We start from the raw sequence: 16038 nt of genomic DNA, 5'->3' as shown, positions 1-16038 counted from the left end.
CCTGAATCCACCGATTGACGTCTGAGGGTGTTTGTGCTTGTAGATGTGGTGTTCGGGCGACCGTGCGGTGGCTTTCGGGCAGGGGTGATCGCCCGGTCTGTCCGGGCTTTCCACTGGGGTTCCTTGGTCGTGACGGTCGGGGGCTACCGGGTTCAGGTGGTCATGACAGCGGTCCAGAGCCGCTGCCACCCGCTGGCCCAGGGCCAGCGGGTGGGCAGGTGCAGCCGTATTCGTCGTGCCGAGGTGGCTACCCGGGCCGGGGTGTGGATCAGGTGGGCGCGGATGGTCGCGGTCTCGGCCCGGGCGTACCGGCCGCCGGCGGTGACGCCGAGGGCGCGGGTGAGGTTGAACGCGATCGTGGCGATGGCGAGCCAGGCGGCGTTGGCGTTGAACGATTTCGACGGCAGATGGGCCAACGGGCCGGCTTTCAGATCGGCGAACACCTGCTCGATGACCGCGTGCCCCCGGTGTGTCTTCTCCGCCTCCACCAGAGGGGAGCTCTGGTTGGTGAACACCGCGTGGTAACGCCACACCTCGAACAAGCCATCCTGGGCAGCCGCGGCCAGCTTCTTGGTGTTGCGTTCGGGGACCCTGCGCACGATCAACCGGGCGGTGACCTGCCCGGTGGCCCCATACGAGGTGAACGCCGTGTAGCCGACTTCGGCGACCTCGGCCGAGGAGATCAACTCCCCAGTATCGGGGTCGGTGATCGCGTTCGGGTACACGATCGGGGTCCACGCCTGATCGTCGATGGTCGCGATCGCGGCACGGACCCCCTTGTTGAGCCGGGCACCGATCGAGAATTGGCAGCCGGCCTTCACGATCGCCGCGACCACAGACTGCTGGTAGTAGGCCGAATCCGCCCGGACCAGCACCTGCCCTGTGACCCCCGCTCGACGCAGGGTGGCGATCGCGTCACGGACCAGCCGCACCGCGCCGTGCGCCGACGCTGCTGCGCCCCGACGCAGCCGAGCGGCCACGATCACCGGTGCAACCTCCACCCCGGACACGGTCGCCAGTTGGGCGTTCAACCCGCGCACCCGGGTGTAACCGTGCTCGGCGCCCTGCTTGGAGCGGCCGTACACCGGTTTGATCGTGTCATCGACATCCAGCCACACGATCTGACTGTCGGGTAGCAGGCCCGGCACCCGGTCAGCCAGTCGGCACAAGGTGCGGGCGGCGACCGCGTCGAGTTGGCGGACGTGCCCGAACCGGATCGACCGCAGAAACGTGCCCAGCGTCGAGGGAGCCCGCACCCCACCGAACAGCTTGCCCATCGCCCCGTGACGCAGCACGTCCAAGTCGTCGATGCTGTCCGCGCCGGCCATCATCCCGGCCAACACCGAGGTCAGCTTCAACCCGGCGCAACCCTTCGCGCCGGGCACCGTCAACAACCTGTCAGCCAGCCCCGCCAGGCCGAGCTGGTCCGCAAGCGCGATCGCGGGCACCAGTCCAGCGGACCCGACCAAGTTCGGCTCATCGAACGATGCCGACATCCGACCAACAGTGTAAGACAGTTGCATCTCGGAAGTGCCCTTCTTGGCGGGAGCCACGGAACCTTAGACAAGTCCCATTCTCCCTTACCAGAGGGCATTTCCTCGTTTACCCCGCCCTCACAGAGATGGTGGATTCAGGTTTAGTCAGCCAACCCCGGCTGCCTGGTCGGGGACCTTCCGTGGACCTGCCCGTGGGCGGACGCCTACGTCCAGAACAGGTCTTCGCCCACACCTGTTGAGCGGCGTGCTTGACGTGGTCGCGTCCAGGCACCGTGTCCTTCATCAAGCCCACCTGGCGACGACGTGGGTCTGGTACATCACCACTCAGCTCAGACCGCGTCCACGTGGATGGCACTCCTCCATCTCCTCGCCGGATGCCGATCAAGTCGGCGGCGACCCGGAGCCGGCCAGTTGCGCTGGTGTCGTTGGGAGGGAGGGCGATCATGCCGGCATCCTCCTCAGGCTCCTGATTTGGGAACAACTGCGCTCGCCGGTTGTCGTTGAGACCAGGCGTGGGGGCTCGTCGGCGCGAGTTCGTAGCCGGCCGCTCCAGATCACGATGGTTAATCGGGTTGACTAAACACCACGCGGTGATTTCTCCGCGGGTCTGCTCCTACCCAACGGTTAGGCTAGGAACCCCACGGCGAGTATCCGGGAGTATGACCATGGATGTCCTCTGGCAGCAGGAGCCAGCAACGGAGGCGAAGCACCGCCTTTACAAGCGCTACTTGGATGCTTGGTTTCCCATCTTCCTCCAGCAGTCGTGGGTCGAACGGGTAACGTACGTCGATGCGTTCGCTGGCCCGGGTGAGTACGAGAAGGGCGAGGAGGGGTCGCCGGTTTTTGCTCTCGATCGTCTGCTTACCCACGACGCCCGCGCTCGAATGAACCTGTCCCGTGACCGGGTCACTCTGATCTTCATCGAGGGAAACGCAGCGCGGCACCGACACCTCTCCGAACTGCTGGTCCGCCGTTTCGGTCCGCTTGATGAGCTCCCCGTAAACGTAGTCGTCAAGCACGGCCGCGCCGAAGTTGACACCCTGCCGCTCTTGAATCAGGTCGGTGCGTGGGGCTCTCCTATCTTGGCCATATTCGACAGCTGGGGGAACGTCGGTGTTCCCTTGCACCACTTGGAGACCATCTCTTCCAACCCGGCGAGCGAGGTCATTGTCACGTTCGGGCCGAACTGGTTCAGCCGTCGGGAAAAGGAGGAGCCCCACTCCCTCGACCAGGTCTTCGGCGGTCCGCAGTACTGGTCTCCAAGCGACAAGTCCTTGGATCCGCAGGAGCGCTGGCGATCTTGGCTAGAGACGTACCGGGATGCGGTTCTCCGTGCCGGGTTCAAGTTCTGCATCCCGTTTCAGGTTCTCCCGAAGACCGGGCAACCGCTCAACCTAGTCTTCGGCACGGGCCATGAGCGCGCAGTAAGTGCGTTCAAGGACGCCATGTGGAAGGTGGACAGTTCAGACGGGATGCGGTTCTGCGACCCGCGGACGACTGTTGCGCGAGAGGCGGCCATGGCCGCAATTCGGCCGACGCTCTTCGAAGACGTCGATGCGCCGGATCCCGAGCTCCTCGCGTTCATCGCGGACAGTCTTCGGAGTGGACCGAAGACCCTGGAGGTCATCAGGGACTTTCTGTTACGTGAGACCGCGAGATGGTTGCCTAAACATGCTGCTGATGGGGTTCGCTACATGCATGATGAAGGCCGCATCGCACGGACGCCCGCAACGGGAAGGCTCACGAAGACAACCGTTCTGGAATTAGTAGTGTCTCAACCGGCTAGCCCGGGCATCTGATTCCATGTCCGACCGTCGAGTTCGCGCCCTCCGCTCTTGGACGTGGTTCCGCCCCATTGCTTGAAGAAGAATGGGGTTCGAGCCCTGACGCACTGATCGCGGATGTCCCGAATCCACTCGGGCTCCACGGGTCTTGCCTGAAAACCGCTCTCGCCGCCGGCGATCACCCAATCGATGCCTTCCAAGGGAAGATCCGGGAGCTCTGCCAGCAGCGGTTCGCAGGATAGGAAGCGAACCGCCGCGGGGACCTTGGCGAGATCATGGATCCTGTCGTAGTGATCCGGTGACTCGACGCTAACCCCCATCCACACGTTCGTCGGCCATTCAAGTTTCTCGGCAATCCTCGTGAGTCGGTGGGCCCGCTTAGTCAGCACCTGGTAGGTGTGATGGGGAGTTTCAGCCATCACGTCGAACACCTCCCGGATGAAGTCCATGGGCACTCGCGCGTGGAACAGGTCGCTCATCGAGTTCACGAACACCACCCGCGGACGCTTCCAGGTGTACGGGATCGCCAGGGCGTCAGGGTGAACCGTCACCCCGAAGCCCGGCCCGCTCGTGCGGGGATCCCCGTCGTTTTGGTACTTCGGGTTTCCCATCGCCTTGAGGCGTTTCGCGAGCGTGAGCGCGTAACAGTGGTCGCAGCCAGCCGAAACGCGGTCGCAGCCTGTCGTAGGGTTCCAGGTGGCCTCTGTCCACTCGATTGCGCTCTTATCGGCCATGGTGGCAGTCTAGCGGCTCGAACGTATGTTCTGTTTCTTTCCGCATCGCGTGTCCTCGCCTCGCGTTCCAAGCTGCCAACTGGCCCGCGGTCAACCCTGACGAGCAGGGGCTGGGGGAGGGCGGGGCCATCATAGGGTGAGCCTCCCCGTGGCGAGCATCAGCAAGCAGTTCGTCTCACGGGCGTCTTGCGGCCGACCCTGGGGCGTTTGCCCACGCCGACGTCAGCAGGGACGTCACGCTTATGGAAGACATCGAATGCGCCTGCAGGGGCTTCAGCCAGCCTGGCCACTGCTCATTTCGACCTGGTACTTGGCGTCGATGTCCTGAACGATGGCTTACGGCGCATCGTGGAGGCGCTCAACTCGATCGCCATGCCAGGAGCATGGCGTGATGTTGGTGGGGCTCACCGACATCACAAGTGGCACATGGAGCTACTGATCCCAGCGGGGATCGGGGCTGGGCGTTTCCGGTTCGCGATCTGGTCAGCCGGCTCAGGGATGGTGGCGGTGATCCCCGGGACCGGAGCAGCGAGCGATGCTCGACGGGAGGAGTGGGCCTTGTCGCCCGTACCCGGTCCGGTGTCGTCCGGGGCCGACCCTGCCCGATCCGGGGCGCCGACACATGGCCGTGCAGGACCGGCAGCATCCCCGGGTCATCGGACTTGCCGGTCGAGGCAACCACGACCATCGGTGGGCCCCGGCCGTCGACGAGTTGGTGGATCTTGCTGGTCAACCCGCCCCGAGAACGAGAACGCACCCCGGCTGGTCGCAAGGGGGGCGGGTCAGGTCACTTGCATTGCCGGGCACGGTCCGGTGAGCCTTCCAAACCCTTTCTATGTCCACCGTCTCGAGGGCGGTCCTCATCGCTCGCAACGCATTGTCCGAATAGCGCAGCAATTTGGTCTTGCCCAACACGAATCGGTGTGAGAAGTGATCGTCGTTAGCGTCAAGACCCAAATGCCTCCTCAAGGCCGTCGCTTTGTTCCTCGAGACGCTGCACCTGTCTGCCAAGTCGTGGGGACCCATGTAGAACTTCTTCTCGAGATCCACGGTCCTGATGGCCGACACGTCGGCGCTCGCGTCATTGGTGTAGGTGACGGGAAGTCCACCCGACTTTACCATGCGCACCTCCACGGTGAGGCCTGAACCCTGAATGTCTGAGGAAAGACCCGACAGCTTGGGGAAAACCAGAGACCTCGACTTGCCATCACGAATTCCCTTGGCGACTCGGCGAACGTCCGCTTCGCTCACCTCCGCGGCGTCCGGGTCGGTGAATGATTCTGTGGCAAGGAGTGATCTAATCCGCGCCATAGCCTCTGCTGAAGCCCGCCGGCCGGGCTTCAGCAGGTCAGCAATACGCTGGAACTCGCGATCAACAAGAAGGTCGAGGCTCCGAGGTGGCTCAGCGCTGATAGGCAGAACCCGGATTGGAAGATGGTCGGCTAATCGCTCCCCAAAGGCCCTCGTGAGCAGTGCGTCGAACAGTGTTACGCCGGCTCGCACGTCCAAGTATAGGAGGCCCTCGTCTACCACGATATGCCAATGCTGCTCAGCATCGCGAAGCGAGTCCAACACTCGGATTGTCCCTGCCTCCTCATCGCTCAGCTTCACGCCGTCCAGTTGCTGGCAAAGCCGTATCGCGCTTTCGAGTGAGATGGATCGCTGGCTCTTCTTGTCGAAGACGGACACCTTCTTAGCGTCGAGAATGGCTTTGAGCAGCATTTCAAAGGCGTGCTGGAAGCTCAGCAAGATGACAGTGACCCTGCCATCGCTTTCCACACCGTTGAACGCGGCGACGCCTCTACGGAAAGAGGACAGGGCCTTGGCGCGCAGCACCCGGACGTTGTAGGACTCTCGAGGCATGGCAGCAGGCTATCCTCGGCGGCTCACAGACTGGCCGTCCGCCAGCGCACTGTTCGGGCCCGACGTTGGTCACGATCGGCGACGTCTTCTTCCGGGCTGGCTCTCCGCGGCGCTCGCGCTGCTGCGCGGTGCGCGGCAGCGCGGGGCAGCCTGGCGGCTGAACCCTCGTGCGCAACCGGCCGTCAGGGTGGGGTTAGGCGGGAAGTCCGGCCCTGTCCATGGCCGACATCAGGGCGGGGCGGCGGCGATAGACCTCGCGCAAGCGGATGCTCTCGGAGTCCGCCTCAGCTCGGTGGCCTGCCTTGTCGTAGAGGGCGCGTGCCTTGACGAGGAGATCGACGATGGCCGGGTACCGCTTGGAGTCGGGTGTGGTGAGGGACTCCAGCACTTGAGCCAGGCACAGGCGGGCTGCCCGGAGTGGGAAGCCGTCTTCGGAGGCGTCCACGAGTTCGCGCCATGCGTGGCCGGCGCCGAAGGCGTCCGCCGCCCCCCATGCCTGCGTGACGTTCCCGTCGGCGAGGTGGAGCCTGACAAGGTGGGCGCCGCCGCTGCTGCGTGCCCGCTGCGTGGCCTGCTCGAACGCCCACGTGCGTTGTTCGTCCTGAGATCCGCATCGTTCCGCCACGTATATCAGCAACCGGAAGGCGTCAACGCTGAGGTCGCGGTCGAACAGTGTCCGCGCGATCGCGAGGGCGGCGTCCGGACGCCCACCGTCCAGATAGACGTCGACGGCGTCCTCAACGGGCACGATGGTGGGACCCGCCCGCCAAGCGACGTCCACGCAGCCCTGGGAGACGGCTCGGTCCAGCCAGACGAGGACGTCAGCCGGACGTCCGCCGTCACGTAGCCGGCCGATGATTTCCCGGTAGTACGGGCGGTCACTTCCGGACAACAGGGCGACGGCCTCTTCGACGTCGCCGTCGTGGTCGGCCAGTTCCAGCAGCATGCGGTCGACCTCGCTGCGGTAGGGGTCGGCTCCCGGTCCACCGCCATCCAGCGCCGCGACACCCGCGCGATAGGCGTCCCAGGCGGGCTCGTCGAACGCGTGGGCCACGGCGTCCAACGTGAGTGACGGCCAGCCGCCGTACTCGACCTGGAAGGCGACCACCCAGCGGGCCAGGCTGACCGGGTCTGGGTGGCCTGCGACCGCGCGCCCGAACAGCGCCGACACCCGTTCGGCCACCTCAAGCAGGGCATCGGCGTTGTCGGCGTCCCGTGCCAGGTCGCCGAGCCGGGTGAGAAGGTGCTGGAGTACTCGGCGCACCACGGGGTGGGCGCCGTCGTCGAGGTGCCGCTCCAGTTCGTTGACGACCTCCTCGACCGCTTGGACGCCGTCGTCGACGTCTTCGTAGAAGGGGTCGTGGTAGTCGAGGTCGACTCCGGCCAGCGCACCGTCCACGGTCACCAGGAGTTCGGAGGCGGTCGGTTCGTCCTCGGGTGTGGCGCGCAACTGCAGCGATCGCATGGCCTCGGGGCTGTACCCCGCCATCTCGAGTACCAGCGACTGCAGCGCATCACGGTCCATCGAGCGCAGGAACCGCTCGATGTCTGGCGTGACCGGATACCGCACGCCGCCGGGCCCGATCACGTTCTTCACCCACTGATTATCGCGAACCTTTCCGCACGTGGCAGGTGTGGCCGCGTGGTTGCTTCCGTAAAGGGCCAGGCCGACTTCTCACGCGCTAGCGCATCTCCAGCCTCAGGCCGGGCGTGTCAGGGGCTACGCGGGGCAACACGGGGTCGACTAGGCGCTTTGGTCGGTGTTGGCCGCGTCGTGGGTCGCGGTTCGATGCCGCGAAGCCCTGTGGACTACGAAAGGAACAACGTCCGATTGGTGATCTTCCCGCATACCCACGCGGAAGGACCACGGCCATGAACATCACCGAGATGTTGGGTTTGCAGGACGAGCGGATGGAGTCCGTCGTCAAGGATCACTGGGCGGGATGGGTCGCCTTCGAGCCCCGGCTGGGGGTCGTCGACGACCCCGCCGGGCTGGACGCCTGGCGGCGATCGGCCGATCCTGCGGTCGCCAACGACGTCCTCCTCGGCCTCGCCCGGCTGGCGGCGTTCGATGGCGCCGATGACCGAGAGGCAGCCCTGGTGCTCGCGTGGCTCCTCCTCCCGACCGCCCTGCGCGTCCGCCGTCGGTTGGGACTGGCTGATGATCGGGTGGACGAGGTGCTGGCCGCGCAGTTGTGGGTGGAGGTCCGCGGCCTGCCTTGGCGGCGTCCGCACTGGGTGGCGGCGAAGGTCGCCGGTCAGCTGCGTGAGGGGGTGCTATTGGATTGCGGGGCGCCCACGCACCACATGCCGCACCGGCTGTCGATGGTCTCGCTGGGCCCCGTTGACCCGGCCGACAATCGGCTCGTGGAGGACGAGGACCCGGCAGCCGAGTTGGCCGAGTTGCTCGCCTGGGCGTGTGCCGAGGACGTCATCACCGACGAGGACCGCGAGTTGCTGGTCAGCCTGATCGAGGCCGCGAAGAGTCTCCAGGCCGATGGCCATGCCCGCGAGGGCGGAGTTGCCGGCCTGTCGAGCCGACAGCTCAGCGCCGTCGTGGCCCAGGAGTGGGGCGTGTGCGCCCGGACCGTGCGGCGTCGCACCGCTCGCTGCGTGGCGGCCCTCAGCGGAGCCGCCGGCGATTACCTGAACGCCGTTGGCTGACTGTCCACCGATGACGGGCGCGGCCCGTTAGGGATGGCGGAGGTGATGCCGAGATGACCAGCACCCCGGCCGACGTGGCCGCCCTGTTGAAGATCGCGGCCATGGAGCCGGAGACTCTCGACGACCTGGACGGCTGCCTGCGCAGGCTCCGCGACGTGCAGAAGGCCAGACGCGAGCTGGCCAAGGTGCCCCCGGCCATGCTCTTGTCCGGACTGATGGATCGGCGGCCTCGGGGCGGTGACCCGTCGTGACCGCGCACAGCGTTGCCGAACTGCGAGAGGCCTGGCGCGCGATCGAGGCGGGCGAGTTCGCCCACGGACCCCGCTATACACCCGCGGCCCCCGGAGCTGCGACAGTCTGGACGCCAGCGCCGGGTGAGCGGGTGGTCGCCGTCGTGGGCTGCGGCGGCGGAGTGGGGGCGTCCACGGTGGCGCTCGCGTTGGCCACCGCAGCCGGGGTGCCGGCGCGGGTCGTGGAGTGCTGCCCCCCGTTGACGTCCGGCTTCTCGGCCGCGGCCACAGCCGAACTTGGGACCGAGGGCCCTTGGCGCCGCGGCAGTCGTGGCGACGTCCTGCTGGAGCGCCCCGTCACCGACGACGCGACAGTGCCAGCTCCGACCGAGTCGTCCGTCGAGTGGACGTTCGTGGACACCAACTGGACGACCGTGTCAGGCCGGGGCACAGGGTGGCTGGGTTCAGTGCTGCGCACCCTCGACGACATCGTCCTCGTCTCGAATGCCACGGTGCCCGGGGTCCGCCGCCTGGAGTCGTGCGCCGAGCTCTTGGGCCGCGACGCGTTCGGGGTGGTCGTGGGGCCCACGATCAAGCGGTGGCCGCGTCCGGTCAAGGTCGCCGCAGCCGGGGTACCCGTGCGCGTGCACCTGACCGACTTCCCCCTGGACTCTCACCTCCAGGTCACCGGCCTGACTCCCGACCCGCTACCCGCCCCGCTCCTCAAGGCAGCGGAGAACGTCCTCGCCCTCCTCCGAAAGGAACCGACATGAACCCGTTGCTCCTCCCGCTGGAGATCTGCCCGGTGGCTCCCACTGGCGTCGCCGCCTACACCGACCAGATCTCGGGCATGGTCCTGTGGTCGGTGCTGTGGCTGTTCGGCATCGCGGCGCTGGTGTCCGTCGGGGCGATCCTCGTCGGACGTGCCACGCACTCCCCGCATCTCTCGAAGGGCGGCATCATCGGCCTGGCCGGCGTCCTGGTGCTGGCCGTGGTGCTGATGGGTGGCTACGGGATGCTCAATGGCATCCTCGGCGACGGCTGCGTCGGCTGATGTTCCGCCGTCGCCCACCCCGCCCGGCGACCTCAGCCGAGGTCGTCCCACTCTCGCGCACTCAGCTGCTGGGACTCCTCGCGGGGCTGCTGCTCGTGGGCGGCGTCCTGCTGTACGGGCTGGGCTACACCCTGGTCTCCAGCTTCTCGGCGGGAACCGCGCCCGACAGCGTCCAAAGCAACGCTCGCCCGGACGCCGACCCTGCCCAGCGGCGAGACGTCATCGCGGCAGCGCCGATGGCGACCGTGGCCGAGGACGCCGGCCTTACGCCGGGGGTGGCGATCACCCTGCCTCCCGCGATCCGGCTGCCCGCCGCCACGACCGTCGGCGCCAGCGGTGTGTCGTCCGGCTACCCGCGCACACCCGAGGGTGCGGCCGCCCAACTGGCGGCCATCGAGGTACGCGTGCTGTCGGCGATGTCGCTCCCGTTGGTCACCGAGGTCTACCGCGACTGGGCGATGCCCGGCGGTGTCGGCGCCGCGGCCTGGTCCCAGACCCGCAACGTGCAGTCGTTCCTGACCCACGCCCGGCAGTCGTCGAACCAGTTGGACCCCGGCACCCTGGTCAGCGTCACCCCCGCGGCCATCCAGATCAAGGGGACCGACGGCCCTGACTGGGTGGTTGCGTGCGTGCTGCTCGACGTGCGCGCCGCCCTCAGGGCAGAGGCCCGCATGGGCTACGGCACCTGCGAGCGCCTGCAGTGGACCGGCGACCGCTGGCTGATCGGCCCCGGCGCCCCACCCGCCCCGGCCCCGTCGACCTGGCCCGGTTCGGACGCCTCCGTCGAGGCCGGCTGGCGGCCGGTCGCCTCCAACTGAAGGAGCAACCATGCCCATCGATCCGTTCGGGCTGCTCGGCTCGGCCATCGCCAACGTGGTGACCGATAGCCTCACCGCGGCCATGCTGGCCCTGTGGAACGCCGGCCTGTGGGTACTCAGGGCGGTCCTCGAACTTGAAGACGCGATTCTCACCCCCAGCCTCGGCGAAGACGGACCGGTCGGCGAGCTATACGCGACCACCTTCTGGATCGCCCTCGCGCTGGTCGGGATCCTCATGCTCGTCCAGGTCGGCGTCGCCCTCGGGAAGCGGGACGGGCACAGCATCGGCCGGCTCCTCGTCGGCGCTGCCCAGTTCGGCTTCGTGTGGTTCGCGTGGGTGGGCTACGGGGTAACCCTGGTCGCGGCCTGCAGCGGCCTGACCAAGGCCCTCATGCAGTCACTGCTCAACGTCACCCGCTGGAGCGAATGGGAACCCTGGGAACCGTTCACCGCCAGCGACATCACCAACGGCACCGTTGCAGTCATCCTCGGCATCATGGGGATGCTCCTGTGGCTCGCCGCGATCGGACACACCCTTGTGATGTTGGCCCGCGCCGCCTCCCTGCTTGTACTTGCTGCGGTCACACCGATCGCAGCGGCCGGGCTGGTCACCGACTTCGGACGCGGCTGGTTCTGGAAGTCGTTCCGCTGGTTCCACGCCGCTGCACTCACTCCGCCCCTGATGGTGCTGGCGCTCGGTATCGGTGTGAGGATCACCACCGAGGTGGCGGTCGGCGGTGAGGACGACGTTCTCAAGTCGATCGGGACGGCTTTCGTCGGGGTCGTGCTCATCTGCGTCTCATCGTTCTCCCCCCTGGCGCTCTACAAGCTGTTCGCGTTCACCGACCCCGGCAGCACGTCCGGGTCCGCCCTGCGCGCAGGGCTTGCAGCGGCTGGCGGGATCGGTGGGGTCCTTGCTGGACGCCAGACCGGCAGCAGCGCTGCCACTACGACCGACGAGGCCGGACGCACCGCGGGCGAGGATGGAGCCGCGGCGACCACGATCGGTCGGTTCGCGGCGGGCATGGGCCCAGTCGGTCAGGCGTTCTCGACCGGCATCGGCGTCATGGCCGCCGTGGGCGGGACCGCCGCCGCGATGGGTGCTGATCAGACCAACCAGATGGGCGTCGGCCACAACAACTTCCCGCCCGACTACTCAAGCCGCGGCGTCCGGGCCGGCAGCGGTCAGGTGGGTTACGACGACGCCGCTGACGCTGCGCCGGGCGACTACTCTGATGCTGGTGACCTCCCCGACCACCTCGACGGAGACGGGTGGGGGGCTCCGCCGCCGGAGGCCGTGCCCCCGCACCCAAGCGCCCGGGGCTCAATGCCGTCCGCCAGGACGCCGTCCGCGCCAAGCGGCGGTGGCGGCACGACGGGTGGCGGTGCCATCACCAACGCCGAAGTGGCCGAGGTGGCAGCCTTGTAGCCCACTGCGGTCCGTGAAGCAGATTCGGCCTCCTTGGCAGCATGGTGCGCGAGGTCGCGCAATTTGGGTCGAGGGCGGCCAGCTCTGGCGAGCCCGGCGGTTACGCGTGTTCGACGTGGTTGCGATTCTGTAGTCCTCAAAGTCGACCGCTAGGGGCGGCCGCCGGCGCGAGGCGAGCGACTGGTGGAGGCCAGCGCGCGGCAGGTGGCCACCGCGGTCCCCGGCCGCACCTGGGACCTGGTGGGTCTCGCCACGAGTCGACACCGGATCGGCGCGGTGTGACCACGTCCCGAGCCGGATGCAGGAACCGGGCGAATAGGATGACGGGGTGGAAACTGTGCCCAAGCGGATCCTGCGGATGTATCACCGCGTATTGACCGAGCCGCAGAACGTGGACCTAGTCGCTCATTTGGCTGTTGCGTTGGCGCACACAGGCTCCGTTCTCCGGAACGAGAGCGTGTGCGCCGACATCGCTTCCACCGGGGGGCCGAGCTCCCTGTCGACTTTGCTCTGCCCCTTGTACTTGGTCGGGTCGGGCTTCGTCGTCCGCAAGATCGGAGTTCCCGGACGCCCTGCGGGTGGAATAGACGTGCTTGGGACACTCCACGGTTATCGCACCACCTTGTCCGTAGATGAAGTCAACAAGGGGATCGCCGAAGCCGGGTATGTTCAAGTCCTGGCGGGGGAGACGTGGGCGCCCGCCGATGCAGCGCTGTTTCGATTTCGGCAACAGCAAGGTACGCAGGCAATCCCGGCTCTGGCTGTCGCGAGCCTCCTTGCCAAGAAGCTCGCTGCAGGTGTGGGGGTAGCTGGGCTTGAGGCGCGGATCGCTCCCCACGGCAACTTCGGGGCCTCCGCGGAGGAGGGCCGACGAAGCGCATTGCTCTACTGCAAGGTTGCGGAAGTGCTGGGCCTCCAGGCCGCCGTGATTCTGACCGACGCTCGTGTTCCTTTCCAGCCCTACATCGGGCGCGGTGAGGCACTTACGGCCCTGTGGAAGGTAGTTGGAGAAGACCTTGACGACGACTCTTGGCTTGCCGAGCATGCCGAGCTCTGCTCGCTCATGGCGAACGTTGTCGCCAATCAGGCGGGCTCGCGAACTACCGATGGTCGATCGGCAGGACCCCAACCGCTGCAGATATTGACTGCACACTTGGAGGCGCAAGGATCATCGATCGCAGAACTCCTGCGCAGGGTCAATGAGACGTCGGCTCACGAGCGGATAAATCTTGCGGCGGATGAAGATGGGTATGTGCAATTCGACTTGGACCGCATCCGCGCAACCATCGGTGCGCTGATCGCAGCGGACAAGTCCGGTGACGTCAAATGTCAGTTCGCCGACCCAGCCGGGGTTCGCCTGATGTGCCAGCCAGGACAGCGAGTTCGCCGTGGAGAACCTGTTATCGAGTTGAGGTCGAGTTCTGGCTGGCCCAAGCAAATGACAGCCGGACTATTTGCCACCACCGCTTCGCCTGGGCCCAAAGCCAACGTAATCATGGAGGTTGTTTCCCTGTGACGAATCTAACCTGCTTTTGGCATCCAAAGCTTGGCTACTTCGACCTATCCCTCGACCACATTTGTGAGCAATGCACGCGCTCCATGGGGTATCCACTGGAGCACCTTCCGGTCACTGGACCCCGGGATTTCCAGGTGCTCGAAGCGCTCGATCGCGGCTACTATAGTGCTACCTACGTGGCAAAGCAGGGCATTCTGGGTCAGAAAGTGTGCCTGAAGATCATCCCCAGATCTCTTTATGAGTTACGTGGTAAGGACTTCTTGAAGGAGTGCCAACAGCACTTGGCTGTCGCGGAGGGCACCCAGCACTTAGTGATGATCCGGGACGCATTCGACGCAGACGTTCTCTTTGACGGGGAGACCGAGCCCTTGCCGTGCCACGTCGCTGTTCTTGACTACGTCGAAGGTCGCTCGCTGCGGACGGTGCTCGAGCAAACCACCCTATCTGCGACTGCTACCGCACAGATTGCTGTAGATCTTCTGCGCCTACTCCAAGAGCTCGAGAACAAGCAGGTGTTTCACAACGATCTGCACAGTGGAAACGTTCTCGTCCAGAGCCTGCCGCCCGAGCTGGAGCGTGGGGACGCAATTGATCCCTTCATTCGAGCGGTTGCGGTAGATTTGGGGTCTGTTCTCGATAATAGCCGGAGTGATGAAAAGGCGCAGATCGCAGACAGTCACCAAGTCACAGCGCACCTGATGAGCCTCGCCCTTCAAGTCATGCCAGACCCAATCACCGCCCCCGATCTTGAGTTTAGGCTCGCACTGGCGCTCAATGACATCGCGAGTCTGCTAAGGCCCGAGAATTTAGCTCAACGCAGTCCTCACTACTCCGACCTGATCGCAAGCATTAGGTCGGCTTTTGTCGCCGCTGCATCGCCTTGGAAGAAGCCCGCGGAGGGGCTCACTCGCTTCGGGGATTCCTTCAACGCGCAGACGATGAGGCCGTGGTTTGTGCCAAGGCTGCTTGTGGACCCAGGGGGAGACTGGCAACGTCGTATTGAGTCATCGGGCCCGCTAGTCATAACCGGCATGCGCGGGTGCGGGAAGACAATGCTCCTACGCGCGCTTCAGTTTCATGCCCGCGCAAGCCTAGCTGGCGATGACGCAGGCCGAACGGCGTCAGAAGTTGTGGAAGCGCTTCGAGCGGATGGATACGTCGGGCTGTATGTTTCCTGCAATCGGCTACTCGATGGATTGGGGAAGCCCGAAGGGCCACTGCACGAGCCAAATACACGCCTATTCCTCTGCTACGCGCGAGAGGCGCTGCAGGCGTTGCGGCATCTCGGCGAGTTGGCGGGTCGGGATGCGATCAGCCCGGTCTCTCCGCGACCCATCGCCTCTCTGGTGGCATCACTCATCGGTGGGTCAACGGTGGACGAGGGTGACAACACTCACGTGCTCGAACGCAAGATCCTTGATATGTTGAGGTCGCTAGAGAGCGGCCATGCGACATATAGGTTAACTGCTCACCCCGCCACGGCTATGCCCAACCTGGCCGCGGCCATCACTGCATGTGCTCCCCTATGGTCCGGTTCTCAGGTATTCTTCTTGTTGGATGACGTTTCGACCCGTCATCTTAATGAGGAGTCGATTCGGCGTCTCCTGTCCAGCCTGATGTTTGTGAGTGAGAGCTGTGCATTCAAGATCACCACTGAAGCGCAGACCCTGGAACTCGTGCTCAAGTCTCCGGGCCTTGTCGAAACTGCGAGAATCGGTCGAGACTACGACACCTTCGATCTCGCATCGGCAATCTATACCAAGCTCAGGGACGCTCAGGGACGTGCCGGTCGCGACTTTATCGCCGAAGTCCTTCAACAGCGAGCGAATCTCACGCCGTCACACCCAAACTGGTCCCCCAGCGCCATTATGGGTGACAAGACCTTGGTAAGCATTTCCCGCGCAATCGTCTCGAGTACTGAGTCGTCACCTGATCGGAAGAATGTCTACACCGGCATGAGTGCCTTGGCGGCAGTGTGTGTCGGGGACATCGGCGACGTCATCTCAATATACGAACTAATCCTTCAGAAGGCTGGCCGGATTAGGAACGTGCCAGTGGCAGACCGACACCAGTCAGGGGCGTTTCTGGAGTTCTGTTCCAGGCGGCTCTACCAGCTCAGCCGCCGCAAGGGTCGCTTGAAGCACTTCGCCGATGGCTTCGCTAACCTCCCTCTTTCATGAGGCGGCTTGAGAGCTGCCAGCTGGGCTGTCGGAGCCCGATCTGAACACGGGTCTAGGTGAGGGCGTGACTGTTGGCCGGCTGACGCTGCCGGGCTGCGGTTCTCCAGGTTTCCTCGGGTAGTGGCTGGCTGGTGGGGTCAGGCTGGTGGTGGGATCGCGGCGATCCGGGCGAACGCGGCCACGAGGTGCTCGACCCAGGGCCAGGTCTTGGGTAGGCGCAGTCGTCGCCGTCGGGCGCCGTAGACGAGCCGGGCCGGGACGTGCAGCAGC

Annotated in this window: 13 protein-coding genes; 9 read left to right on the top strand and 4 right to left on the bottom strand. The window is 65.6% G+C overall.

Features of this window, described 5'->3' with window-relative positions; genetic code table 11:
- Positions 1-152: 152 nt before the first annotated feature.
- Positions 153-1523, bottom strand: coding sequence for an IS1380 family transposase (locus AC5YDV_RS18730; protein WP_496182203.1), 1371 nt, complete (start codon positions 1521-1523; stop codon positions 153-155).
- A gap of 638 nt (positions 1524-2161) precedes the next feature.
- On the opposite strand from AC5YDV_RS18730, the gene AC5YDV_RS18725 reads away from it, so the two are divergent.
- The gene (locus tag AC5YDV_RS18725) at positions 2162-3295 is read left to right on the top strand and encodes a three-Cys-motif partner protein TcmP (protein WP_496185073.1); all 1134 of its coding nucleotides are present in this window, start codon (positions 2162-2164) and stop codon (positions 3293-3295) included.
- Here the strand turns inward: AC5YDV_RS18725 and AC5YDV_RS18720 are convergent.
- The 3 genes from AC5YDV_RS18720 to AC5YDV_RS18710 all read right to left on the bottom strand — a co-directional run bounded on the left by AC5YDV_RS18720 (position 3271) and on the right by AC5YDV_RS18710 (position 7474).
- Positions 3271-4014 (bottom strand): DUF5131 family protein, encoded by a 744-nt coding sequence (locus AC5YDV_RS18720; protein WP_496185072.1) that lies wholly within the window; start codon positions 4012-4014, stop codon positions 3271-3273. The genes AC5YDV_RS18725 and AC5YDV_RS18720 overlap by 25 nt on opposite strands.
- Positions 4015-4743: 729 nt before the next feature.
- Entirely contained in the window at positions 4744-5877 is a 1134-nt protein-coding gene (locus tag AC5YDV_RS18715; protein WP_496185071.1) for a DUF8611 domain-containing protein, read from the bottom strand.
- Positions 5878-6070: 193 nt separating this feature from the next.
- A complete protein-coding gene (locus tag AC5YDV_RS18710) occupies positions 6071-7474 on the bottom strand; it encodes a hypothetical protein (protein WP_496185070.1) in 1404 nt (467 codons plus the stop codon).
- A 275-nt stretch (positions 7475-7749) separates the two neighbouring features.
- On the opposite strand from AC5YDV_RS18710, the gene AC5YDV_RS18705 reads away from it, so the two are divergent.
- The 8 genes from AC5YDV_RS18705 (at position 7750) to AC5YDV_RS18670 (ending at position 15768) form a co-directional block, all read left to right on the top strand.
- Complete coding sequence (locus AC5YDV_RS18705; RefSeq protein ID WP_496185069.1) at positions 7750-8541, top strand: hypothetical protein; 792 nt, start codon at positions 7750-7752, stop codon at positions 8539-8541.
- A gap of 53 nt (positions 8542-8594) precedes the next feature.
- Entirely contained in the window at positions 8595-8792 is a 198-nt protein-coding gene (locus AC5YDV_RS18700; RefSeq protein WP_496185068.1) for a hypothetical protein, read from the top strand.
- Positions 8789-9544 (top strand): hypothetical protein, encoded by a 756-nt coding sequence (locus tag AC5YDV_RS18695; protein ID WP_496185067.1) that lies wholly within the window; start codon positions 8789-8791, stop codon positions 9542-9544. Before AC5YDV_RS18700 ends, AC5YDV_RS18695 begins: the two co-directional genes overlap by 4 nt.
- A complete protein-coding gene (locus tag AC5YDV_RS18690) occupies positions 9541-9825 on the top strand; it encodes a hypothetical protein (protein ID WP_496185066.1) in 285 nt (94 codons plus the stop codon). The genes AC5YDV_RS18695 and AC5YDV_RS18690 overlap by 4 nt, the downstream gene beginning before the upstream one ends.
- The gene (locus AC5YDV_RS18685; RefSeq protein WP_496185065.1) at positions 9825-10643 is read left to right on the top strand and encodes a hypothetical protein; all 819 of its coding nucleotides are present in this window, start codon (positions 9825-9827) and stop codon (positions 10641-10643) included. Before AC5YDV_RS18690 ends, AC5YDV_RS18685 begins: the two co-directional genes overlap by 1 nt.
- Before the next feature lie 10 nt (positions 10644-10653).
- Positions 10654-12072, top strand: a complete 1419-nt coding sequence (locus tag AC5YDV_RS18680) for a hypothetical protein (RefSeq protein WP_496185064.1) — start codon at positions 10654-10656, stop codon at positions 12070-12072.
- A 328-nt stretch (positions 12073-12400) separates the two neighbouring features.
- Positions 12401-13588, top strand: a complete 1188-nt coding sequence (locus AC5YDV_RS18675) for a hypothetical protein (protein ID WP_496185063.1) — start codon at positions 12401-12403, stop codon at positions 13586-13588.
- A 134-nt stretch (positions 13589-13722) separates the two neighbouring features.
- Positions 13723-15768, top strand: a complete 2046-nt coding sequence (locus AC5YDV_RS18670) for an ORC-CDC6 family AAA ATPase (RefSeq protein WP_496185062.1) — start codon at positions 13723-13725, stop codon at positions 15766-15768.
- The last annotated feature ends 270 nt before the right edge of the window (positions 15769-16038 follow it).

The organism is Propioniciclava sp. LT432 (genome assembly GCF_059515965.1).
The sequence above is the reverse complement of the archived record's forward strand: the minus strand, read 5'-3'. Positions and strand labels throughout refer to the sequence as shown.

What these genes read in the sequence shown, in the direction of transcription:
- AC5YDV_RS18730 (WP_496182203.1), bottom strand. Translation starts at nt 1,523, where the DNA reads ATGCAACTGTCTTACACTGTTGGTCGGATGTCGGCATCGTTCGATGAG.
- AC5YDV_RS18725 (WP_496185073.1), top strand. Translation starts at nt 2,162, where the DNA reads ATGGATGTCCTCTGGCAGCAGGAGCCAGCAACGGAGGCGAAGCACCGC.
- AC5YDV_RS18720 (WP_496185072.1), bottom strand. Translation starts at nt 4,014, where the DNA reads ATGGCCGATAAGAGCGCAATCGAGTGGACAGAGGCCACCTGGAACCCT.
- AC5YDV_RS18715 (WP_496185071.1), bottom strand. Translation starts at nt 5,877, where the DNA reads ATGCCTCGAGAGTCCTACAACGTCCGGGTGCTGCGCGCCAAGGCCCTG.
- AC5YDV_RS18705 (WP_496185069.1), top strand. Translation starts at nt 7,750, where the DNA reads ATGAACATCACCGAGATGTTGGGTTTGCAGGACGAGCGGATGGAGTCC.
- AC5YDV_RS18700 (WP_496185068.1), top strand. Translation starts at nt 8,595, where the DNA reads ATGACCAGCACCCCGGCCGACGTGGCCGCCCTGTTGAAGATCGCGGCC.
- AC5YDV_RS18690 (WP_496185066.1), top strand. Translation starts at nt 9,541, where the DNA reads ATGAACCCGTTGCTCCTCCCGCTGGAGATCTGCCCGGTGGCTCCCACT.
- AC5YDV_RS18685 (WP_496185065.1), top strand. Translation starts at nt 9,825, where the DNA reads ATGTTCCGCCGTCGCCCACCCCGCCCGGCGACCTCAGCCGAGGTCGTC.
- AC5YDV_RS18680 (WP_496185064.1), top strand. Translation starts at nt 10,654, where the DNA reads ATGCCCATCGATCCGTTCGGGCTGCTCGGCTCGGCCATCGCCAACGTG.